The sequence below is a fragment of the Pseudoduganella sp. GW821-FHT12E03 genome (assembly GCF_058807115.1).
This window is the reverse complement of sequence record NZ_JBXAQJ010000001.1, coordinates 836,954-858,509: the sequence shown is the minus strand read 5'-3', so window position 1 is coordinate 858,509 and position 21,556 is coordinate 836,954. Positions and strand designations below refer to the sequence as shown.

The following is a 21,556-nucleotide window of genomic DNA, read 5'->3' as shown; positions in this document are numbered from 1 at the left end:
TGGTTTGTAGTCATTTCGCTACTGTTATTGTTGTGATTCCATTTCACCACGAAGCCGTGAGACAGGGTGGCAGGCCGAGCAGGCCTGCCAAGCCATTCAATTTGCCGCCGGGGCCAACTGGTTCAAGATCGAATACGCCAGCTTGATCCGCGCATCATTCGGATAGGCCCGGTTGGAGAGCAGCACGATACCAATTTTTCGCGACGGGACAAAGGCCACATAGCTGCCAAAGCCCCGCGTGGAACCGGTCTTGTTGTACAGGGCCGGCACTGGCGCCGCCGGCGCCACCGCCTGCACCGGTTGCGGGTCCCATGCCATGTCGCTGGAATTGCCTTGCAACAGCTGCTCCAGGCTGACCGGATACGGATACGATTCCCATCCCAGTCCCTGCGTCATGGGGCCGGCCTTGAAGTAGCCGGTATGGGTGGCTTGCACCGCGCGCCGCATCGGCGCGGCCAAGCGCGACGGATCGATTTGCAATTGCACGTAGCGGATCATGTCGGCCGCCGTGGATTTCACGCCATAGGCTTCACTATCGAACAAACCAGGCTGGACACGGACCGCCTGGTCTTTCGAATAGCCCCATGCGTAATTGGCCATGGCCGACTGCGGCACGCGGATGTAAGTGTTTTGCAAACCCAGTTGCGGGAACAGGTCGCGTTCCGCCGCGTCGGCAAAGGCGCCGCCCAGCGCCAGGCCGGCAATATGGCCGAACAGGCCGATGCTGGGATTCGAATAGTTGCGCTGCTTACCCGGCGCGGCATCCGGTTTCCAGTGCTGAAAGTAGCTGAATAACTGTTCCCGGGTTTTCACCTGTTCCGGGATTTGCAGCGGGAAGCCGCCCGGCGTGTACGTCCCCAGGTGCAGCAAGGTGGCGTTGTCCAGGGCGCTGCCCTTCAATTGCGGCACGTATTTGCCGGGGTGATCGTCCAGCGCCAGCTTGCCTTGCGCCTGGGCATAGGCGCCCAGGGTGGCCGTGAAGGTCTTGCTGTTCGAGCCCAGTTCAAAGAGGGTTGCTTCGGTCACGGGCTGCTTGCTGTCGCGCGCGGCGACGCCGTAATTGAAGAAATGCGGCTGGCCATCGACGGTGACGGCAATCGCCATGCCCGGCACATCGAACTGCGCCATGACGGGGGCGACGGCCGCATCGACGGCCTGGCGCAGCGCGGCGGCGTCCGGCGTCGCGTGGGCGGCCAGGGGGAACAACGCGGCAAGCGCGAGGCCGATCTGGTGCAAGCGGGTGATTTTCTGCATGGTGGGTCTCCTGTTCAGTAAGCAGTAAGGGTGTGGTACGGACGTGACCCGGCAACACGGCGGATTGCGCCGCGTGACGGTATCTCAGTAAAAAAGTGAAAAACGCGGAAGGCGATCGCCCTACAGTGCATCGAGTTGCGCGGGCAACTCGCGCAGCAAGGCTTCCCGCGCGCGTGGGCCCGCCGGGTCCGCATGGGCTTGCCGGTCTTGATGCAACTTGGCGAACACGACCGTGCGCCCGCCTTTGACGGCCCAGCCGACGAACCAGCCGTACGCATGGTCCCGGTCATCCTTGCCATCCGGCCCGACCGGGGACGCGGTGCCGGTCTTGCCATACACCACCCAGCCATTGGGCAAGGTCCGTACTTTCAATAAGCGGCTGGTCATGTCATAGGCGTGCGGCGCCAACCCCAGGTCGCGGTTGACGATACGGCGCAGGAACGCCACCTGTTCGTCCGTGGAAATCTTCAACGACGAACTGACCCACGACATGGTCAAGCCGTTGGCGGCGCCCGGATCGCCCGCCGTGTCGCGATTGCCATAGCCGAAGCGGTCCAGGTAACGCTGGAAGGCCGGCGCGCCGAGGTTCAACGTCACTTGCTGGGCGTACCAAAGCGTGGAATTGTGGATCCATTCGCTGGGACTGGTGCTGGCGCGCCACGAATCGTTCCAGTCAGGATAGCCGGCACGGAACGGCAACCGGGGCGTTGCCTCATCTTTCAGCATGCCGCTGTCATAGCCCATCAGGCTGACCGCGATATTGAAAGTGGATGCGGGCGTGACGCGGGCATCGCACTGCCCCTGGCGCAGCAATGGCTGGCCGGTGGCGGCATCGGCCAGCGCCAGGCACTGCACCAGCCCAGCCGGGCCCGAAGCGCCCTGCCAAGCCAGCGCCGGTTGCAGCGCATAGGCGCCGATACCCGTCACCGCCAGCACGCCGATGGCGGCGCAGCGCACCCGTACGGCATGGGCGGGATTGGCCGGGGCCCGGATCAGGCCGATCCGGGCCTTGACGGTGTCCGTGCTGACACCGCCAAACGCCAGCGCGGCACTGGTGGCGGCGGCGCCCGGGTGGCACTGCCATTTCAGTTGCGCCACCAGCGCGGCCGCATAGGCCTTGCGCTCCTGCGCCGGACGGCCTCGTAACACATCGCGGTCGCAGCCGAGTTCCTGCGCCCACAGCAGGCTAGCGCGCAAGGAACGCATAAAAGGGTTAAACCACAGCAAGGTCTGCAGGACGACACCGGCCAGCATCCAGTGCAAATCGCGGCGGCGCCAGTGCGTCAATTCATGTTCAACGATCAGGCGCTGCTGCAGCGGGTCGAACGCGCGCAAATGGCGCGGCAGCAGTAAACGGGGTTTATAGGGGCCCAGCAACATGGGCGAGACTGGCGCATCGACTTCGATTACGGGCAGCGCGGCGCCAGCATGCGCGGTCGCTTCCGAAGCAGCCCCGGCGGACACGCCAGTTGACGCCCTGGTGGCCCTATTGGCGGTCAGACCTGCGGCGACGTCGGCGGTCACGCCAGCGCTTATGTCAGTGTCTGCTTCCGACACCAAGCCTGCGTTCAGGCCACCGGCGCCGAGCGGCACGCCACCGGCCGCCAACTGGTCCAGCAGCCGCTGGGAATGCCACAGCTTGCCGAGCTGCCAGAGCAGCCCCAGCAGATAGATCACCAGCCAGCCCTGCGCGCCGGCCAGCAGCCATGACGCCGCGCCTTCCTGCGCCACATGCCCGGAGGGCGCGGGAGCCGGCAGGGCCGCCGCGCGCACCGCGGGTTCCAGGTAACGGGTCACGGCGGCATCCACCGCTTCAATATCGACCGCCGGCACCAGGCGCTCGCGTTGCGGCTGCGGCGCGAGGGCCAACAGGAACACCGCCGCTAACGTCACCTGGGCCAGCAGCCAGCCCATGCGCTGCAGCGCCAGCGCCGGCAGCAGGCGGCGCAACAATGCGCACAGCGACCAGACAGCCAGTCCCGCCACCATGCTGGCGATACTCGCCAGCAGGAAGCGCACCAGCAGCATATCCATTGCGTCCACCGTGTTCACTGGGCGCCGCCTTCTTCATCGTCCGGCCACGCATTGAGCATGTGTTCGAGTTCGGCCAGCTCGGTGGCATCGACCAGCTTGCTGCCGGTGAACATGGCGACCGGCAACGGCGCATCGAGTTCCATCACGCGCCGTCCAAAGTCGCGGGCAAACGCGGCCAGGGTGCCGACCTTTTCCAGCACGGGTGTATAGATTTGCACGCCGTGCGCAGTGGCCTGGCTTACCATGCCCTTGTCCAGCATGCGTTCGACGGTTTTGCGGGTGGACGACAAGGTCCAACCCAGTTCCTGCGCCACCATGTCATGGATTTCGCGGGTACTGAGCGGCTGGCGCTTCCACAGCACCTTTAACACGCAAAGCTCCGTGGCGGAGGGGACCGAAGGAGGCGGAGGAACGGATGGGACAGTCATGGTGACTCCAATGCAACGTATGTGACAATACGGGGCATTGTGCGACAACTGTCACATGGTTGTCAACTGCTGGCGGGGCCGCAGCGGTTGCACCGGCTGTTCGGTGTACTTGCGCTTTTATCCATACTTCATCGAAATGAAGTCGTTAACAAGCGTAACGCCGCCGTACACACCACAACAAAAGGAAATGACACCGAGAATCACGATAGACCATTTCAGCATTAGTTTTGCGTTTTTGTCTCCGGTCATATTGATGAACATTGCAATTCCAAAGTAGTTAAGAAAAAATGGTGAGAAATTTCGCGACCGTCTAAGTCAGCCGGCAATTTATGTATAACGAGGTGTGTCTAACCCACTGCAACGCCATGCGCGTCCGTTATTTCCTGAAGTTAGCGCTCGTATAATCAAACCTGATTTCAAAAAGCACGTAAACATTTTTAGGAATCTTGCCTTCCAAATAGGATTTCCTCAGATGAGCGTAATACTTTTCCTGGTAGTTATGTGGAGCATGTAACACAATAAAGAAAGCGGATTCCAGCAGGGAATCGTAAAACACCTCATTATCCGGCCAGCCGCATTTATTGACGATCTCATCTAAAATGCCTTGATTTTCGCTGTCTCGATTACGCAATTCCTGCGGAAAGCCTGGGTCGTTGCCTTTCAATTCGTATTGAACTCTTAACGACTGATCCCTGTTAAGCAAATACCCGGCTTTCTCATAGAGTGCTTTTGGCGAACAGTATGCATCGCTTGCCGCCTCATGGGGGAAACAAGCCCCATGGAACAATATCAGCAAAAAGGCAATCAAAATTCTCATTTCGTTTTCCCATCCACGCGATGATCGGCCCCAATGAAAAAATGGCCGGAAGCGACATCTTCCGGCCATCCGAGACGTCAATCTCAAAGCCTATCCACCGCTACACAGGCTGCCGGCTATACTTGCGCAACTGTTCCTGCATATATCGGACCTTGGCCGCCAGCTTGGGGTCGGTCTGGCTAAACCGTTCAAGGCGCGCCGCATAATCCGGTGTCATCATCCAGCCAAACGTTTCCGCCTTGTCTTCTTCCTGCCCATAACTCGAATACAGGCTGACCAGCCCTTCCTTCACATGGCCGAGATCCTGCAGATTCTTGCCATAGAAGGTCGCCCCACCCTTTCCGTACTGCAGGCCTTCGGGATTCAGCGCCAGCCATACCGGGTCCGGATGGTAGTAGTCGTTGAATTCGCGATGGTCGATGAAATGATAGAACTCGTGGTGCACGCGCATTTCCATGCCGGCCGGGCACAGGGTTTTCGCATTGTTGTCCGCATAGGCCACGCCATCGGATTCCGCCATCGGCATGGCCAGCCGGCGCTGGCCGCCGACCGCGAGTTCCTTGACCAGCACGATGTTTTTCAAGCGTACATTCTCGAAAAACACCGGGTTGTAGCGTTCCAGTCCCGGCAACACCACGCTCAGCAGCCGCTGCAAGCGCGCCCGGTCTTCCGCGCTGTCGGTAAAGGCGTCGCCGCTGACGCCCTCTTGCTCCAGCGTCCACACCGCGTTGAGGCGCAGCGCGGCAAGACGGCGGGTGGCGGCTTCCCGCAACCGCCCGACCGAGGCATCAGCCGGCGCCACCGCCGGGTACGTCACGGACCAGTTGCACTCGGCGCGCAGGGCATCGTTGTTATGGTCGATTGGCGCCACCGTGCTGCAACCCGCCAGCAGCAAGGCGCCAAGACCCAGTAAGAGTTGTTTTGACATGATCACTTGAATTTGTAGCTCGCGGTCAACTGAATATAGCGGCCCAGCTGGCTATGGTAAGACGGCGAATAGCCTTGCAGGTAAGGAATCTGGCTGGCGTCGAACGGCGCTTCCTTGTTGGCGACGTTTTGCACGGTCAGCGACAGTTCCAGGTTGCGGAAGCCTTTATAGCTGACATGCGCATTGGCGGTCAGCGCGGCGCGTACTGCGCAATACTGTGGCGTCGCGGCCTCGAACGAACACGTCGCATCGGGGCCATATTTCATCGAATAGCCGCCGACATAATTCCAGTGCACGCCCGCGTCCCACGCGCCACGGTCCCAGCCCAGGCCGAAGCGGGCGCGGTTTTTCGGCATGCCGTAGTAGCCGGCGTATTCGACATCCGGATCGCCCGGCGTGCTGGCGCTCTTGTAGCTCAACATGCGGTTGTAGCTGCCCGACATGGTCAGGCGGCCCCAGTCGCCCAGCGACGCCGCGCCGCGCGCATCGATATCGACGCCCCGGGTCTGCGTCTCCGACAGGTTGGCCGTGATCAGGCTCAGGTGATCGAGCTTGCCGCTGACCGGATTGCGCACGATGCGGCTGGCGTAGGTCGCCTCGCTCTCGAGCAGATAGCTGGCGCTGATGGTGGACAATTCATTGCGGCGCTTGATGTCGTACGCGTCGACCGACAGCGACCAGCGCGGGATTGGCTCGACCACGAAGCCGAACGTGAAACTCTTGGATTTCTCGGCCTTGATGTCCGGATTGGCGCCGGTGGTGTACGCCACGTAACGCTCGCAATTGTCGTTGGCCGTGTCAAATACCGGGCACAGCTTCGGATCCTGCACCTTGGTATAGCCGTTGGTGTTGCCCGCATGGAGTTCCGGCAGCGATGGCGCCCGGAAACCGGCAGCATAGGTCCCGCGCATAGCGAATTGCGGCACCGGGACCCATTTCAATCCCGCCTTCGGTGTGAAGGCCGAGCCGAAGTCGCTGTAATGGTCGGCCCGGGCGGCCAGGCTCAGTTCCACCGATTTCAGCAGCGGCGCCGACAATTCGCCGTAGGCGGCCGCCACGCTGCGCGTGCCGCTGGAGCCGGTCATGCCGATCAGCTTGATCGAGCCATCCGTGAAGCGGGTATCGGGCTGCGCATCGAACGCTTCGCGGCGCCATTCGGTACCCAGCGAAATCGCCAGCGGGCCGCCCGGCAGCGCGAACAGTTCACGGTTGCCACGGAAATCGACGCTGCTGGTGCTGGTATCGGCGTGGTTGTTCAGCCGCGGATACAGGCGCGCCATCAAGCCCGGATCATTGGCGGACGGGTTGCGCAAGGTAAAGCTGTTGCGCACCAGGCCGTTGGCGTCGAGCACGTCGTTGATCAGCACGCTGTCTTGCAGGTAGCCGTGGTAGCGGGTATCGGTCAGCGAACGCGACCACATCGCGGCGCCTTCCAGGTCCCACGCGCCCATCGTGCCGCGCGCGCCCAGGGTGTAGCGCAGGTTGCGGCTCTCGCTGGCAATGGTGGTGGGCACGTCGTTGAACAGGTAGCGTACCGCCACGGTTTTGCCCCAGCGGTTTTGCGGGTGGCCCGCCGGCAGCGGCAGGAAGCCGATGGTGGTGCCCGGCGCGTTGCCCCACTGGCCGTCCTTGTCGATCAGGTCGTTGGTGTACAAGCCATAGGCGTTGGTGCCATAGCTGTACATGGTCGATTCCTGGCGGCTGCGGCTGAGCGACGCGTCGCCAAACACTTCCCAGCCGCCGGACAGCGCAACGGTGACGGCGCTATAGATGTTGTCGCGCTGCGCCTTCGACTGCAAGGTCACGGCCCGGGTGTTGTCATTGATGCAGCGGCCGTGCAAGGCCGGGCTGGCTGGATCGTCCAGCGGCGCGCAGTCGCCGACCACGCCCAGGAAGGTGCCGCCGGCGGTGCCGGACGCGGTGTACGCATTGCTGGCGTAAGTGGAACGGCGGTCCGCCAGGCCGAAGCGGCGGAAGTCCGCGTCGCGCGTGCGGGGACGGGCATTGACCATCACCGGGCTGGTGTCGCGGTGGGACAGGCTCAGCAGCCAGTTGTAGCCGTCGGTCTCCACGGTGCCCTGGCCATAGGTCAGGCTGGCGCTGCCGGTATTGCCGTCATGGTAAGCCGAGGTGCCGCCACTGAGCTTGGCCGCCAGGCCCGTGTAATTCTTGCGCAGGATAATGTTGATCACGCCGCCGATGGCGTCGGCGCCATAGACGGCCGACGCGCCGTCCAGCAGCACTTCGATGCGTTCGATGGCTTCCACGGGAATCGCATTGGTGTCGACAAACGACGCCGAACCAAAACCGAACGGCGCCACGCGGCGGCCGTTAATCAGCGTCAGGGTCGCGCCCGCGCCGAGGCCGCGCAGCGAGACGCCGGCCGAACCGAATGCTTGCGACGGCGTGCCTTCGGTGGTGTAGCCGCCGGTATTGCCCGCCGGCAGGTTGCGCAGCACATCGGTCACGGTGTTGGCGCCGGAACGTGCAATTTCCTCGGCATTGATGACTTGCACCGCAGAGGCGGTCTCGGCAGCGACCCGCTTGATGCGGGAACCGGTGATTTCCACCCGCGCCGGGGCGTTGGTGATTTCCTGGGCCAGAACTGCGACGGGCGCCGCGCCGGCGCACAGCAGTGCCACGGCATGGACGATGGGACGAATAGTAAACATGGGTTCTCCGTTGTATATGACAGTTTTTTGAAAGTTAATTTGCGTCACTGTCCGGAGTGTGGTTGCTCAGGGGAATCAGGTCACGGAAGGGAATGCTGTTCTTGTACAAAACTGCCGGCATTGCACCGGCAGCACGTGCGTTGTAGGTTAAAAGCCACGTTGGCGATGGAAGCGTGCCGGCGGCGCGCCGAAATGGCGGGAAAAAGTGCGGGACAAATGGCTGGCGTCGTGGAAGCCGCACGCTTCGGCAATATCGGCCACGGCATGGCGGCCCACCATCAGCATGGCGCGGGCTTTTTCCAGGCGCAGTTTCATCAGGTAGCGATGCGGCGGCAAGCCCAGCGCCGCGTGGAATTCGCGGGAAAAATGCGCGGAACTCATGGCGCACAGGTCGGCCAGCTGCTGGTTGGTGACGCCGTCGGCCAGGTGCTGCTCCATGTAGGCCAGCACGCGCCGCAAGCGGGCGCCGCCCAGGGTGCTGGCTTGCGCCGGCGTCGAAGGCTGGCTGTAATGCTCCAGCAAATAACTGAGCAGCGCGATCATCAGGCCATCGCAGTATTGCGCCTGCAACGGCCCCGCCATCGTCTCGGCATTGAGCAGGTGCCGCACGGTTTCCATCACATAGCGGTCCGACATGAAGTGGCTGGCGCCCAGGGCCAGTGGCGCGGCGGTGTCGCGCAAGGCGCCCAGGCTGTCCACCAGCGATTGCGGCACGAACAGGTTGACGATGTCGCAGCCGCTGAGGCGGCTCCACTGGTTGCCGGTGCCGGGCGGGCAAATCCGGAACCGTTCCGCCGCGATCACACCGCCCCATACCGGCCGTCCCTGCTGCCAGATACGGGCGTCGACCGGCTCGAGCATGACGGCAATGCGGTAATCGTTCAGGTGCGGGCTGACGGTCTGGATCATCGTGTCCGGATGATCGCTGGCCCAGCGCACGATCGACGCCCGCGAGTTCGGCAGCGGGCCTATGCAAGTCCGCAGCGGATCGTGCACCCCGCTGCGGTGGAACCAGGCTTTGAGGACTTCCGGGGTATCGATGGCGGCATCCATGGTGGCGGGCGGAATGGCTGTTAAGGTGCCAGGAATCTTAACATTCACGCCACTGAATTTCGCCTGCCTTTCACGGTAAAATCGTATACGTTATTCGGTAAATTGTACAATTTACCAACTGCGGCCCAGCGTCTCAATGCCCGCCGCCAGGCGTGCGGCGCCACCAAATTTGCAGTGGGCGGGCACGCCGGACGCGCCGCGCCAACAGCACCACGCCCGGCCGGCGCCGGCAGCGCGGTCCGCCCTCAATACGCGACAAAGTTCGCCTCCGGCACGCTTTCCGGCAACGCTTCCGTCAGGCGGTTCAGTTGCACCAGCTTGATCGGATGGACGTCGGCCGCGGGTTTCATCACGGGCGGCGGTAGCGGCACGGCCGCCGGTACGTGGCCGTTATTGAAGAAGCCCATCACCTTGCGCAACACCTCGGCCTGCGCATTCATTTCCTGCGCCGTGGCGGCCAGTTCTTCCGAACTGGCCGCGTTTTGCTGGGTCGTCACGTTCAATTGGCTGACCGCGCTGTTGATCTGTCCCACGCCCAGCGACTGTTCTTCGGAAGCGGCGGCGATTTCCTGGACCAGGTCGGAAGTTTTCTTGCTCTTGGGGACCATCTGGTCCAGCAACTGGCCGGCTTTTTCCGCCAGGACCACGCTGGAGCGGGCCACCACGCCGATTTCCTTGGCGGCGTCCTGGCTGCGTTCGGCCAGTTTGCGCACCTGGGTTGCCACCACGGCAAAGCCTTTGCCCTGTTCGCCGGCACGGGCCGCCTCGATGGCGGCGTTCAGCGCCAGCAAGTTGGTCTGATAGGCGATGTCATCGATGATGCTGACCTGGCTGGCGATTTCATTCATGGCTTTCACCGTGGCTTGCACGGCTTGGCCGCCCTCCGACGCTTCGGACGAGGCGCCGCTGGCCATGCCATCGGTGAGTTTCGCGTTTTCCGTGTTTTGCACGATCGACGCCGTCATTTGTTCCAGCGAGGCGCTGGTTTCCTCGACGCTGGCGGCCTGCTCCGTGGCCGCCTGCGACAGCGCCATGGCGGTCTGGCTCACCTGCCCGGACGCGGCCGCGATGGAATGCGCCGCCACATTGACGTCGGCCACCACCGAACTGAGTTTGGCGACCGTGTTGTTGGTATGGTTTTTCAGCGTGGCAAACGCGCCTTCGTACTGGTGCTCGATTTTCTGGCTCAAGTCGCCGGACGCCATGGCGCCCATGACGCGGCCCACATCGTCGAGGGTGCCGCGCAATTTGTCCGTCATGTTGCCGATCGCTTGCTGTACCTGGCCGATTTCATCGGAACGGTCGCACACGATGCGGTGGCTGAGGTCCCCCACGGCAATCGCGTTGGAAATCCGCACGGTCTCGCGCAGCGGCCGGGTGATGGAAACCGTGATCAGGTAGCCCAGCCAGCCTGCCAGCAGGGAAATTCCGGCCACCGACGCCAGCAGGATATAGACCGCCCGCGTCAGCCGGTCGGCGCGCGCATGCAACAACTGGTCCAGCTCGCCCATGGCGAGGTCCAGCAACTTGAACTGGTTATCGATCGCCTTGGTGAATTGCGCCACATATTCCGTCGGCGGGAAATTGATTTTATCGGCGTTGATCAAATGGGTTTCTGCCAGTTGCATGGCCTGCTGCGCTTCGCCCAGGCTGTCTTCCATGATGCGCCCGAGTTTTTCGCGCAAGGCCGGATTGGCGGCGCCCGCCTTGGTGAAGGCGGTACTCATGGCGTTATGGTGTTCGCCGGCTTTTTCCAGCAGCGATGTCAGCGCCGTGCGCTCTTCCACCGTGACCTTGGGCTGGGTCAGCAAGTTGGTGCCCCGTGCGCGCAGGCGGCCCAGGTCTTCGGTCAAGGCCGGCAAGTGGTACAGGGAACCGAAAATCAGGTAGTAGCTGTCCACATCCGGATCCAGGGTCAGCAGGAAGTGGTCGCAGACCATGTCCAGGACGGACATGAGTTTCGCCACCAGCGCCGTATGCGATTCGGTACTGGTTTTGCCGCTGATGCGGGCATTCGCCACATCGCCCGACAGCGCTTTCCATTGCATTTGCGCTTCGCTCCAGGCGGCGAGAATGGCCTGGTCTTTGACCCGCTCGCCCAGCATGCGCTGCACGTTCGCATAGGACCGTTCCACCTCGATTTGCTTGGCTTTGAGTTCCGAGGCTTTTTCCTTCTTCCCGCCCAGCACCAGCGCCGACAAGCCCCGGCTTTGCTGCGTCAGTTGCATGGTGCGCAGCATGGCTTTGGCCGGCACTGTTCCCAGTGTTTCCGTGCGCGCCGCGTCCAGCGTTTCATAGGAATCCCGTATGTACAGGAAACTGGGCACGCTGACGAGGATGAACCCCATCACGGCAAGGATGGCGAACTTGCGCCACAGGAGCAGCTGGTTCAGGAAACGCATCATGGCAACCTCCATCGGTTCTGAAACTGGGCAAAGCAGGGGCTACCGGTGGCACGAGGTCACCGGAGAATTCCGTATTCAGTCAGGAGCTAAGAGAGAGGGGACTACGCGGCGGTGCGGCAGTCTTCGTAATGCAATATAGCACCCAAAAAAGTGCCCGAAAGAATATTATTGAGTTAGCGCAATTAGTGCCTCGGTTGCGCAACATTGTGACAGTTGGAGAGAAATGGGGACGCCGGCTTGTGCTATACAACTTGAAAGGCACGTCGGCGGCATGCCCCGCTATAATTGGCGTTCCCCCTATATAAGGAACGCCATGCGTTATTCCATCCGTCCCGTGCTGGCCGCCATTGCCACAGCTGCCACAGCGGCCATGCTGCCCTTGCCTGTCCTGGCGGACGATGCCGTGCGCTTCATCGACCGGCAACCGTTGTCTGAAGTCTGGCTCAATCCCGGTTTTTACTCGTTCCATTTCGATGGCGACAAGGGATTAAACAACAATAACGCGGGCGTGGGCGCCGAATACCGCTTTTCCAGCGTCATGTCCGCCACGGCGGGCCGTTTTTACAACAGCGACCGCCGCTATTCGAATTACGCCGGCGTCTATTGGCAGCCGGTGGCCGTGGGGCCTTTGCGGCTGGGCGCCGTGGCAGGCGCCTTCAATGGCTACCCCCGCGCCCGCAATGGCGCCTGGTTTCCCGCCGTGATCCCCGCAATCAGCTATGAATACCAGCGCTTTGGGGCGAACATTGCCGTGATCCCCGGCTATAAGGACCGGCTATATGGCGCGGTTTCCGTCCAGTTGAAATTCCGTATTTCCGAGTGAAGCCGGTGGCTTGCACTACCGGCGCCAGCCCGAACCGGACGCTCAACGCTGAATTAACCGGCACCGTAAGGTGTCGGTGTCGAATATCGAGTTAAATAACATGAACTTGTAACCATGAAAGCACTTCACTTGCGTTTCTGTGAGGTGGAAAGACAGGATAGAAACATTTCACAATTTTTCCATCCTTAGCAACCAAAGTAACACGCTTCAATAAGCGCATACCCCCAGCCTCAAAAGTTGGCAAGCCCAAAGCCGCCGCAAATGAAAATGCATTATCGCTAAGTAACTGATATGGCAAATGCAGGCGTTGCACCGTTTCGACCTGGTCCGCCGTAGTTTGGGCGCTCATTCCGAATACTTTTACCTTGAGTAACTCCATCTCTTCATAGTTGTCACGGAAAGAACAGGATTGAGGAGTGCACCCGGCTGCTCCTGGGATGGCAGCCCAACCATCAGGAATAGGTACGCCGGGACGTCCTGTCATTGGGTAGCAATAGAGAACAACCCAACCGTATTGAGTGGCGAGATTAACCGTATTTCCTGATGTTGACGGCAGTTCGACAGAAGGCATCAGCATTTCCATTAGATGATTGCATGCCCCATCATCTTGTGGAACAGGTAAATTGGCCGGCACATTAACGAGTACATCCTTCGGCAGATTGCTTAAATCCTGCATCTGCGCTCCATATAGAAAATGTTTGTCATTTAATTTCAATTAGGGTGAAAAAATTTCTACCTATCCTGACAGCCTGTCCGCATAACCTGGGTAAGCGAATCGGCTGCAAGCCGCATCCATGCTTGAGCCATCTGTTCTGCGTCAAGTTAGGCGGCAAATAAAATCCGTGAAAGGCAGTCAGGTACGTGAGACTTCGTCGCCGGTTCAGTGCGGGTGGGGATTGTGTAATATACAACAAAAGCTGGACTCACGCTCGCTTGTACGCCCTGCTTTCTGCCCGAACTCGAACGGCTGGTAATGGCCGGTGGCGGCCTTGCAGAACTCTAACGGACCTGACAGCCCCTGTCAGGTCAAGTCAGAGTCAGTACATTTAATGGGCTTTCCCTTTGCCCGCCACGGCAATTTGGTCAAGGATATGCTTCGGCACTTCCGCGTAGTGCTTGAATTCCATGGTGTAGGTGGCCCTGCCCTGCGTCAGTGAACGCAAGGTGGTGGAATAGCCAAACATTTCCGCCAGCGGCACCGATGCGCGGATCAGCTTGCCGCCGCCGCCGGGGATTTCATCCATGCCCTGCACCATGCCGCGCCGCTGCGTCAGGTCACCCATGACATTGCCCATGAATTCTTCCGGTGTTTCCACCTCGACGTCCATCATGGGTTCCAGCAGCACCGGACCGGCCTTGCGCATGGCGTCCTTGAACGCCATCGAGCCGGCCATCCGGTACGCGTTTTCATTCGAATCCACGTCGTGGTACGAGCCAAAGGTCAAGGTGACCTTGACGTCCACCACGGGATACCCGGCCAGCACGCCGGATGGCAGCGTTTCCTGGATGCCTTTGTCGACGGCGGGTATGAATTCGCGCGGGATGGTGCCGCCTTTGATGGCGTCGACAAATTCATAACCCTTGCCGGCGCCGGACGGTTCCAGCGTGATCACGGCATGCCCGTACTGGCCACGCCCGCCCGATTGCTTGACGAACTTGCCTTCGACATCGGCTGCCTTGCGCGTCACGGTTTCACGGTACGCGACTTGCGGCTTGCCGACCGTGGCATCCACACCGAATTCACGCTTCATGCGGTCCACCAGGATATCCAGGTGCAGTTCGCCCATGCCGGACATGATGGTCTGGCCGGACTCCTCATCCGTATGGACGCGGAAAGACGGATCTTCCTGCGCCAGCCGGTTCAGGGCGATGCCCATTTTTTCCTGGTCGGCCTTGGTTTTCGGTTCCACCGCCTGTGAAATCACGGGTTCCGGGAAAATCATCTTTTCCAGGACAATCACATGGTCCGGCGACGACAAGGTGTCGCCGGTGGTGACGGCTTTCAGGCCGACGGCCGCCGCGATGTCGCCCGCATACACTTCCTTGATTTCCTTGCGCTCGTTGGCATGCATTTGCAGGATGCGCCCGAGCCGTTCCTTCTGGCGCTTGGTCGGGTTATAGACCGTGTCGCCGGAGTTCACCACCCCGGAATACACGCGGAAGAACGCCAGTTGGCCGACAAACGGGTCGGTCATGATCTTGAAGGCCAGCGCCGAGAACGGATCGCTGTCGGTCGGATGGCGCTCGATCGGATTGTCGTCTTCATCGTGGCCGGCAATGGCGGGCACGTCGAGCGGCGACGGCAGGTATTCAATCACCGCGTCCAGCATCGCTTGCACACCCCGGTTTTTAAACGCGCTGCCGGCCAGCATCGGCACGATTTCATTGCGGATGGTGCGCGCGCGCAGGCCCGCCTTGATTTCCTCTTCATTCAAGGCGTCGCCGTTCAGGTACTTTTCCAGCAATTCGGGCGATCCTTCGGCGGCCGCTTCCACCATGTGATCGCGCCATTTTTGCGCCAGTTCCACCAGGTGCGCGGGAATGTCTTCATAGGTGAACTTGACGCCGAGGCTGGCATCGTCCCAGTTAATCGCGCGCATTTTCACCAGGTCCACCACGCCATGGAAGTTTTCCTCGGCGCCGGTGGGAATCTGGATCGGCACCGCCGTGCCTTTCAGGCGGTCCCTGATTTGCTGCTGGACGCGGAAAAAGTCCGCGCCAACGCGGTCCATCTTGTTGACGAACGCGATCCGCGGCACGCCATATTTGTTGGCTTGCCGCCAGACGGTTTCCGACTGCGGCTGCACGCCGCCCACCGAGTCATACACCATGACGGCGCCATCGAGCACGCGCATCGAGCGTTCGACTTCAATCGTGAAATCCACGTGGCCCGGCGTGTCGATGATGTTGATGCGGTGTTCGGGGAAATTGCCGGCCATGCCTTTCCAGAACGCGGTGGTGGCGGCCGACGTGATCGTGATGCCGCGCTCCTGCTCCTGCTCCATCCAGTCCATGGTGGCGGCGCCGTTGTGCACTTCGCCGATCTTGTGATTGACACCGGTGTAGAACAGGATACGTTCCGTGGTGGTGGTTTTACCGGCATCGATATGCGCACTGATGCCGATGTTGCGGTAACGCTCGATGGGGGTCTTGCGGGTCATCACATTCTCCTTGGCGAAAATCACGACGAACGGCGCAGAGTGTGGTGCGTCGATTCTATCAGTTACGGATAGCGCATGTTTGGCTGACGGTGTTGCTTTTCAAGCCCGCCCCTTTGCTACCAATTGCGTCCTGCAATCGACTGCTCTAATCTGGAACGTGTCTTACTTCTCAGCAGCATTTCACACGGGGACCTGAAATGAACTTTGCGAACTTGAAGATCGGTGCACGGCTCGGTTGGGCATTTGCCCTGGTGGTCGGGCTGCTGGCATTGAACGTGGCGGTGTCCTTCGTCAGGATGAATGACGCGGAAGCCCGCATGAACAACATGATGCAAGACCGATACTACAAGATCGACCTGGCGAACGATGTTCGCTACAACGTCGCCGTCATCCATCAATTGATGCGCGACGCGGTCCTGGCCGATGAACCGCAAACCGTACGGCGTGCGGCGGAGAGCATGAATGCGCTGCGGGCGCAAAACAAGGAAAAGCTTGGCAAGCTCGACGCGGTGACCAACGCCGCCAAGGCGCGCGACATCTTCACCGCGATTACGGCGGCCCGCGCCAAAGACCTGGAACAACAGCAGACCTTGCTGAAAATGCTGGCCGGCGGCCGGGATCACGATGCGCGGACGCTATTGAACGGTGAAGTGGCCCAAGCCCAGCAGCAGTATGTAAAACTGCTGGACGAATTCACCACGCTGCAGGAAGAAGGCATGATGGCGGAAACCAAGCTGGCCAAAGAAGGCTTCGCCAGCGGCAAGCAGTTGATGCTGGGCGTGGCGGTGCTGGCCGTGGTGCTGACCATCGTCATTGCGTGGCGCGCCACGATGGCCATCACGCGCCCGCTCAACGACGCGGTCGGCATGGCGCGGCGTGTCGCCGATGGCGACCTCAGCCTGCGTATCGACGCCACCGGCACCAATGAAACCGGCCAGTTGCTGGGCGCGCTGAAAGACATGAACGACAGCCTGGTGCGGATCGTCAGCCAGGTGCGCCACGGTGCGGAAACCATGGTGGCAGCGTCCACGGAAATCGCCACCGGCAATATGGACCTGTCTGGCCGTACCGAACGCCAGGCCAGCGCGCTGGAACAAACCGCCTCGTCGATGGAAGAATTGACGGGCACCGTGCAACGCAACGCCGGCAGTGCGCGCGAAGGCAATCAGCTGGCGCAATCGGCGTCCGACGTGGCGGCGCGCGGCAAAACCGTGGTGGCGCAAGTGGTGGACACCATGAATGCCATCAACGAATCGTCCAATAAAATCGTCGACATCATTTCCGTCATCGATGGCATTGCGTTCCAGACCAATATCCTGGCACTGAACGCCGCGGTGGAGGCGGCCCGGGCCGGCGAACAAGGGCGCGGCTTTGCCGTGGTGGCCAGCGAAGTGCGCAGCCTGGCGCACCGCTCGGCGGCGGCGGCGAAGGAAATCAAGGCGCTGATAGGCGGGTCGGTGGAACAGGTCGGGGCTGGCGCGCTGCTGGTGTCCAGCGCCGGCAGCACCATGGACGACGTGGTGACCAGCGTCGGCCAGGTGGCCGCCATCATCGGCGAGATCAGCGCGGCCAGCAGTGAGCAAAGCGAGGGGATCGAACAAGTCAACAAGGCCATCACCGACATGGACGACGTCACCCAGCAAAATGCCGCGCTGGTGGAGCAGGCGGCGGCGGCCGCGCAAAGCTTGCGCGAACAGGCTGAAAGCCTGCTGCACCTGGTCGGCGTCTTTACGCTGGATGGCGCCGCGGAGCGGACCCTGGGACGTGCCGGCGGCGCTGGCGCGCAACTCGGCGGCGCGATGCGCCCCGCCCTCACCTGATTCCATGGCGGCGGCGGGCCCGCCTGGTGGTCCGCTCATCGATCCGCAAAATAAGCCGCTAATGGCCCGCTAATTGTGCCGCCACTGTGCCGCTTAGTGATCCGCTTAGCGGCCGGGCGAGCCGCGCAGCACGCGGGCCGGCAACAGCACGATCGCGCGCAGTAATTCAAACACCGCTTCAACGCCGATGCCGAGCAGGCGGAATGGCAGCAAGATCAGCCACACCAGCGGATACAGGACCAGGGCCAGCAAGGCCAGCGGCCAGCACAGGAACAGTAACACCAGCCACAATACAAAACTCAGCATACGACACTCCGGGGCAGCGGTTTCAATATGGACAATGTAGTTTTCCGATCACGTTCGGACAATGCTTATGCGATCAACTGTCGCATGCAGCGATAAATTGCGCAAACGGGGTGCTGAACGGTGTGACACTTTCTTGCGTTCTGATAAGATCGACAAGAAAAAGCACAACCGTTCGTGGAGAGACCCATGCATCACATCCCTGAAGTCTTGCGTAATTTATCGATGCCGGTGATCGCATCGCCGATGTTCATTGCCAGTGGCCCGAAACTGGTGGCTGCCCAGTGCAAAGCCGGGATAGTCGGCTCGTTTCCCGCGCTCAATGCCCGTCCCGCCGAACTGCTGGACACATGGCTGACGGAGTTGCAAGCCGAACTGGCGGCGTACCAGGCCGCCAACCCGGACGCGATCGTCGGTCCGATCGCCGTCAACCAGATTGTCCACCATTCCAATACCCGACTCGAGCATGACGTCGCGGTGTGCGTGAAGCATAAAGTGCCGATCGTGATTTCATCGCTGCGGGCGCCGCCGCCGGAAATGCTGGACGCCATCCACAGCTATGGCGGCATCGTGCTGCACGACGTGATCAATATCCGCCATGCCCAGAAAGCGCTGGAAGCCGGCGTCGATGGCTTGATCCTGGTGGCCAGCGGCGCCGGCGGACATGCCGGTACCCTGTCGCCGTTCGCGCTGGTGGGCGAAGTGCGGCGCTTCTTCAATGGACCGGTGGCCTTGTCCGGATCGATCGCCACCGGTGACGCGATCCTGGCCGCGCAAGCCATGGGCGCCGATTTCGCTTACATCGGATCGCGCTGGCTGGCGACCGAGGAAGCCAATGTCGATGACGCTTACCGCCAGGCCATCCTGGAATCCTCGGCGGCCGATGTTGTGTACACCAACTTGTTTACCGGTGTGCACGGCAATTACCTGAAAAAGTCGATTGAGGCGGCGGGACTGGACCCGGAGAATTTGCCGGTGGCCGACAAGACCAAGATGGACTTTGGCGGCGCCAACAAGGCCAAGGCCTGGCGTGACATCTGGGGCGCAGGACAAGGGGTGGGCTTGATGCACGACGCGCCGTCGGTGGCGGAAGTGGCGGCGCGGTTGAAGGCGGAGTACCAGGCGGCGCGGGAACGCTTATTGGGTTAAGTCGGTAGGGTGGTATTGCCAACGGCATTGCCACCATGCGCGCGGGCCGGCGACGTTAAGTGTCACGGATGCGCATGCGCGGTGGCATTGCCTGCGGCAATACCACCCTACCGGTTCAACGTCGCGGACGTGGATCGATGCACGGCGCGGGAACGCGTGCTTCAAGCAAACGCCGGAATATGATGCGCCGGCTGTAGCGCGGCTTCGTACAGCAAGCGGCATTCCAGTGTCGCCTGCAGCGACGGCAGCGAACCGCCGGCACGGTACTGGAAACTCACTTGCATGACATCGCCCTCTTCCACCTGGATGGGACGGTCCAGCGGCAAGTTCATGTAGTGGTTCAGCCAATCGATGGTGGTATTGCGCTCGCTGACCACGGCCAGGATGTTTTTCGTCACGAAACGCATGGCATTGACACAACCGCTGCGGGTCGCCACGAATTTGCCTTCCCAGCGGTACAGGGTATCGTTGGGCTGGGTAAAGTCGACCACGGCGTACACGGCCGGCTGCGCCATTTCCACGGTGCCCGGATAAATCGCCTGGGTTTCATGGAATTGCACGATCGGGGCATAAAACCCTTCGAAGTCATACTCTTGCGAAATCGGTTGCGCCGCCATGATGGCGGCCTCCGGCAAGAAGACGGGAAGCGGTCCGCCGAAGCGCGCCAGGTAGCGGCGCTTGAACGATTCGATGACTTCCACCTGCTTTTCACGCAGCATGCCGACGTGGATCATTTCGCAAATGACGACGTCGACCGGTTCCGGCGGCAGGTATTCAAACGCATCGGCATGGATGATCTCGACCTTGTCGCCGTGCGGATTCATGGCGAGGAATTTGCGCGCTTCCTTGACCATGTCCGGGTTGAATTCGACACAATAGACCTTGTCCGCCTTGGCGGCGGCAAAGCACGACATGACCCCCGTCCCGCCACCGAGTTCCAGCACTTTCATGCCCGGCTTGACCGCGTAATCAATCGCGGATTTGAAGCTGTGCATCCGGTTCTGGTCCATCAGCATGTTGTGATGGTAATGGACAGGAATAAACTGTCCCAGGTAGCAGCTCTCGATTTCACGTTCATTCAGCATGGATTTCCCTTTCAGCGCAATGTTGCCATTGTGCGTGCCCGGTGACGGCGGCAATGCGGGAAGCTGATGGGGGAAATCCTGCCAATTCGACGCTTGGCCGAACGTAGTCGCAGCGCGCGGGCCCTACTTGCCGCTCATCGCGGCGTTGGCGGCCTGGTGGGATTCGATGGCCTTGGCAATCCACGGCTTGTCGGCGCGGCGCGCGAATTCCGCGGCATCGATGTGGAACGCCTGGTCTTTGATGGAGGCGTCGGCCCCTTCGCGCAACAGTAATTGCACGGCCTCTTCCTTGCCTTCGCGGGCGGCCAGCATCAGTGGCGTGAAGCCGGTCGGCGAGGCGGCGTCGATATAGGCGTAACGTTCCAGCAAGATCGCCATGATGTCCAGGTCGCCTGCGGTGGCGGCGAAATGCAGGGGCGTCCAGCCTTTGCGGTTGACTTGCGCGCCCTTGGCGATCAGCGTATTCACCGCCACCTTGTTTTGCTTGAAGGCCGCCATCATCAGCGCCGTGGTGCCATTGGCCGATGCTTCTTCCAGATTCACCCGGGGATGCTTGAGCAGTTCGGCCAATACCTTGTTGGCGTCATAGCGCATTGCCACGATCAGCCCGGTTTCGCCCCGCTCCGGCTCGTGCACATTGGGATTGAGCCCGCGCGCCAGCACTTCGCGCACTGTGCGGTCGTTATCCAATTGCGCGGCGCGGAAATACGCCACTTGATCGGCGGTTTCCTCTGCCAGCGCCGGCCAGGCCAGCGGCAGCATGACCAACGCGGACAACAGCACGGACAACAGCGGGCGGCGCGGCATGAGATTCCTTTCAGCGGGCAACTTGGCGGACAGTATTAGCGGGCGGTATGAAACAGCTTGAAGAAGTTATCCGAGGTTTGCCGCGCGACCTGTTCCACCGGCACGCCTTTGAGCTTGGCGATGTATTCCGCCACGTGGCAGACAAAGCCCGGTTCATTCATTTTGCCCCGGTGCGGCATCGGCGCGAGATATGGCGAATCGGTTTCAATCAGCATCCGCTCCAGCGGCACTTCCAGCGCCACCGCCTGCAATTCTTTCGCACTCTTGAACGTGACGATGCCGGAGAAGGAAATATAAAACCCCATCGCCATCGCCGCCTGGGCAACTTCCAGCGACTCGGTGAAGCAATGCATCACGCCGGCGGCGCCGCCCTGATCCGTGCCCGCGCCTTCTTCGGCCATGATGCGGATGGTGTCGGCACTGGCGGAGCGGGTGTGGATGATCAGCGGTTTGCCCGTGATGCGCGAGGCCTTGATATGGGTGCGGAAGCGTTCGCGCTGCCACTCCAGGTCGCCTTCGAGGCGATAGTAATCGAGGCCGGTTTCGCCGATCGCAATGATGCGCGGGTTGTTGGCCAGTGCGACCAGCTGTTCCACGGTCGGTTCCGGCGTGTCTTCGTAATCGGGGTGAACGCCGACCGACGCATAGATGTGCGGATGCTGTTCGGCCAGCGCCAGCACCTGGGGAAAATCGGGCAAATCCACCGACACGCACAGGGCGTGGGTGACCTTGTTCTGCTCCATCCTGGCAAGCAGTTCGGGCATCCGAGTGGCCAGCTCGGGGAAATTGATATGGCAGTGGGAATCGATAAACATGG

General features: G+C 61.2%; 17 protein-coding genes. 3 read left to right on the top strand and 14 right to left on the bottom strand.

Annotated elements, in window-relative coordinates; all coding sequences use genetic code 11:
- Window positions 1-96 precede the first annotated feature (96 nt).
- The 8 genes from ampC to AC1RRC_RS03300 form a co-directional block, all read right to left on the bottom strand.
- The gene (gene ampC / locus AC1RRC_RS03335; RefSeq protein ID WP_493053829.1) at window positions 97-1,254 is read right to left on the bottom strand and encodes a class C beta-lactamase; all 1,158 of its coding nucleotides are present in this window, start codon (window positions 1,252-1,254) and stop codon (window positions 97-99) included.
- A 120-nt stretch (window positions 1,255-1,374) separates the two neighbouring features.
- A complete protein-coding gene (gene blaOXA / locus AC1RRC_RS03330; protein WP_493053828.1) occupies window positions 1,375-3,288 on the bottom strand; it encodes a class D beta-lactamase in 1,914 nt (637 codons plus the stop codon).
- A 14-nt stretch (window positions 3,289-3,302) separates the two neighbouring features.
- Window positions 3,303-3,716, bottom strand: coding sequence for a BlaI/MecI/CopY family transcriptional regulator (locus AC1RRC_RS03325; RefSeq protein WP_493053827.1), 414 nt, complete (start codon window positions 3,714-3,716; stop codon window positions 3,303-3,305).
- Between the two features lie 376 nt (window positions 3,717-4,092).
- The gene (locus AC1RRC_RS03320) at window positions 4,093-4,533 is read right to left on the bottom strand and encodes a hypothetical protein (RefSeq protein WP_493053826.1); all 441 of its coding nucleotides are present in this window, start codon (window positions 4,531-4,533) and stop codon (window positions 4,093-4,095) included.
- Window positions 4,534-4,633: 100 nt separating this feature from the next.
- Window positions 4,634-5,461: a zinc-binding metallopeptidase gene (locus AC1RRC_RS03315; RefSeq protein ID WP_493053825.1), complete on the bottom strand. Its 828-nt coding sequence runs from the start codon at window positions 5,459-5,461 to the stop codon at window positions 4,634-4,636.
- A gap of 2 nt (window positions 5,462-5,463) precedes the next feature.
- A complete protein-coding gene (locus tag AC1RRC_RS03310; RefSeq protein ID WP_493053824.1) occupies window positions 5,464-8,133 on the bottom strand; it encodes a TonB-dependent receptor plug domain-containing protein in 2,670 nt (889 codons plus the stop codon).
- Between the two features lie 147 nt (window positions 8,134-8,280).
- Window positions 8,281-9,234, bottom strand: coding sequence for a helix-turn-helix domain-containing protein (locus AC1RRC_RS03305; RefSeq protein ID WP_493053823.1), 954 nt, complete (start codon window positions 9,232-9,234; stop codon window positions 8,281-8,283).
- A 197-nt stretch (window positions 9,235-9,431) separates the two neighbouring features.
- Entirely contained in the window at window positions 9,432-11,591 is a 2,160-nt protein-coding gene (locus tag AC1RRC_RS03300) for a methyl-accepting chemotaxis protein (protein WP_493053822.1), read from the bottom strand.
- Between the two features lie 313 nt (window positions 11,592-11,904).
- On the opposite strand from AC1RRC_RS03300, the gene AC1RRC_RS03295 reads away from it, so the two are divergent.
- On the top strand, window positions 11,905-12,414 hold the full coding sequence (locus AC1RRC_RS03295; protein ID WP_493053821.1) for a hypothetical protein: 510 nt from the start codon (window positions 11,905-11,907) through the stop codon (window positions 12,412-12,414).
- Between the two features lie 91 nt (window positions 12,415-12,505).
- Here the strand turns inward: AC1RRC_RS03295 and AC1RRC_RS03290 are convergent, their stop codons facing one another.
- Together AC1RRC_RS03290 and fusA are read right to left on the bottom strand one after the other, a co-directional pair.
- Window positions 12,506-13,090 carry a peroxiredoxin gene (locus tag AC1RRC_RS03290; protein WP_493053820.1) on the bottom strand — a complete coding sequence of 195 codons (585 nt, stop codon included), beginning with the start codon at window positions 13,088-13,090 and terminating at the stop codon, window positions 12,506-12,508.
- A gap of 370 nt (window positions 13,091-13,460) precedes the next feature.
- The gene (fusA, locus tag AC1RRC_RS03285; protein ID WP_493053819.1) at window positions 13,461-15,575 is read right to left on the bottom strand and encodes an elongation factor G; all 2,115 of its coding nucleotides are present in this window, start codon (window positions 15,573-15,575) and stop codon (window positions 13,461-13,463) included.
- Window positions 15,576-15,772: 197 nt separating this feature from the next.
- Here fusA and AC1RRC_RS03280 point away from each other — a divergent pair, with 197 nt between their 5' ends.
- Window positions 15,773-17,395, top strand: a complete 1,623-nt coding sequence (locus AC1RRC_RS03280) for a methyl-accepting chemotaxis protein (protein ID WP_493053818.1) — start codon at window positions 15,773-15,775, stop codon at window positions 17,393-17,395.
- A 105-nt stretch (window positions 17,396-17,500) separates the two neighbouring features.
- On the opposite strand, the gene AC1RRC_RS03275 is transcribed toward AC1RRC_RS03280, so the two are convergent.
- Window positions 17,501-17,701 (bottom strand): hypothetical protein, encoded by a 201-nt coding sequence (locus tag AC1RRC_RS03275; RefSeq protein ID WP_493053817.1) that lies wholly within the window; start codon window positions 17,699-17,701, stop codon window positions 17,501-17,503.
- 186 nt (window positions 17,702-17,887) lie between these two features.
- Between AC1RRC_RS03275 and AC1RRC_RS03270 the strand changes: the two genes are divergently transcribed.
- Window positions 17,888-18,847, top strand: coding sequence for an NAD(P)H-dependent flavin oxidoreductase (locus AC1RRC_RS03270; RefSeq protein ID WP_493053816.1), 960 nt, complete (start codon window positions 17,888-17,890; stop codon window positions 18,845-18,847).
- A 161-nt stretch (window positions 18,848-19,008) separates the two neighbouring features.
- Here the strand turns inward: AC1RRC_RS03270 and AC1RRC_RS03265 are convergent, their stop codons facing one another.
- The 3 genes from AC1RRC_RS03265 to AC1RRC_RS03255 form a co-directional block, all read right to left on the bottom strand.
- On the bottom strand, window positions 19,009-19,932 hold the full coding sequence (locus tag AC1RRC_RS03265) for a class I SAM-dependent methyltransferase (RefSeq protein ID WP_493053815.1): 924 nt from the start codon (window positions 19,930-19,932) through the stop codon (window positions 19,009-19,011).
- Window positions 19,933-20,055: 123 nt separating this feature from the next.
- On the bottom strand, window positions 20,056-20,739 hold the full coding sequence (locus AC1RRC_RS03260) for an ankyrin repeat domain-containing protein (protein ID WP_493053814.1): 684 nt from the start codon (window positions 20,737-20,739) through the stop codon (window positions 20,056-20,058).
- 35 nt (window positions 20,740-20,774) lie between these two features.
- A complete protein-coding gene (locus AC1RRC_RS03255) occupies window positions 20,775-21,554 on the bottom strand; it encodes a TatD family hydrolase (protein ID WP_493053813.1) in 780 nt (259 codons plus the stop codon).
- Between the last annotated feature and the right edge of the window lie 2 nt (window positions 21,555-21,556).